2 protein-coding genes are annotated in these 1,631 nt (G+C 58.1%); both read right to left on the reverse strand.

From position 1 onward, the window contains the following. The coding region (gene nuoH, locus V7665_RS13575; protein ID WP_335665068.1) for an NADH-quinone oxidoreductase subunit NuoH at positions 1 to 971 on the reverse strand (971 nt) is incomplete at its 3' end. 228 nt (positions 972 to 1,199) lie between these two features. Next, positions 1,200 to 1,631: molybdopterin-dependent oxidoreductase (locus V7665_RS13580; protein WP_335665069.1), on the reverse strand; the 432-nt coding region annotated here is incomplete at its 5' end.

Raw genomic sequence — 1,631 nt, forward strand, 5'->3', positions numbered from 1 at the left:
AATATCTTCCAGCCCAGACGCATCAGCTGGTCATAGCGGTAGCGCGGAACCGTCGCCTTGACCCAGCTGAAGATGAAGAAGAAGAAGAATATCTTGGCGAACAGCCAGACGATGCCCGGCACCATGTAAAGCGGTTCCCAGTCAATCGGCGGCAACCAGCCACCCCAGAACAGGATCGCGTTGAGCGTGCACATCAGCAATACATTGGCATATTCACCGAGCCAGAACAGCGCAAAGGACATGGACGAATATTCGGTCTGATAACCGGCGACCAGCTCGCTTTCCGCCTCGGTCAGATCGAACGGGGTGCGCGCGGTTTCGGCGAGCGAGGAGATCAGGAACATCACCGCCATCGGGAACAAGAGCGGATTGACGCCATAAGCGTTGATCCCGAGCAGATGGGATTTCTGGTCGATGATGATATCCTGCAGATTGAAACTGCCAGCCATCAGCACCACCGAAATGATGATGAAACCGATCGAGACTTCGTAGCTAATCATCTGCGCTGCGGCGCGCATCGCCGAGAAGAACGGATATTTCGAGTTACTCGCCCAACCAGCGATAACCACGCCGTAAACGCCCAGCGAACTGACCGCGAGAATGTAAAGCAGGCCGATATTGATATTGGCCAGCACCATGTCCTCGCCAAACGGGATCACTGCCCAGGCAAGCAATGCCACGGTAAAGGTGAGGATTGGCGCGAGCAGGAACAGCCCCTTGTTCGCGCCCGACGGAATGATCGTTTCCTGCAGGAACACTTTCAGACCATCGGCAAAGCTTTGCAGCAAGCCAAAGGGACCAACCACGTTCGGACCCTTGCGCAGCGCGATCGCTGCCCAGATCTTGCGGTCAACATAGATGATCATCGCCACGGCGAGCATCAGCGGGAATGCGATCAGCAGGATCAGCGCCAGCGTGCCGACGAACCAGCCGGCTTCATAGCCCATGAGGGTCTGGAGATAGGCGGTCATTGCGCCATCTCCCGATCGTCGCCCCAGCGAAGGCTGGGGCCTAGCCCGCCTATCGTGAGACAACCAATATTGGTTTGGATCCCAGCCTGCGCTGGGATGACGGCGTCAATCAATATACTCATTCCGACACCTCCCCAGCACCGTTCGTGCTGAGCTTGTCGAAGTATGAACGGTGCGCGCGCAGGCTGTCCTTCGACAGGCTCAGGACGAACGGCATCTTGGTCATCTTCATTCCGCCGCCTCCATAATCTCGTCATCGGCGTGCAGCAATTCCGCGGAACAGAGCTGCATCGTGCCGCTGGCGCGGGCGATGCTGTTGGTCAGGTAGAAATCCTTGATCGGATGGACGCCCTGCCCCTTGGGCTTGTCCGGCAATCCGGTTGGCGGTGACCATTTCAGCGTCACCAGGCCTTCGACGGCCAGTTCGGGATGATCCTTCGCCATTTTGACGCGCAATTCCTCGAAACTGTCGAACGGCAAGGTCTTGCCCATCACATCGGACAGCGCCCGCAAGATGCTCCAGTCCTCGCGCGCGTCGCCCGGCGCAAAAATCGCCTTGTTGGAGCGCTGCACGCGCCCTTCCAGATTTACATAAGTGCCGTTTTTCTCGGTATAGGCAGCACCCGGCAGGATCACGTCCGCCGCATGGGCACCCGCGTC

This window comes from Parasphingorhabdus sp. (assembly GCF_036964675.1).
GTDB lineage: Bacteria > Pseudomonadota > Alphaproteobacteria > Sphingomonadales > Sphingomonadaceae > Parasphingorhabdus.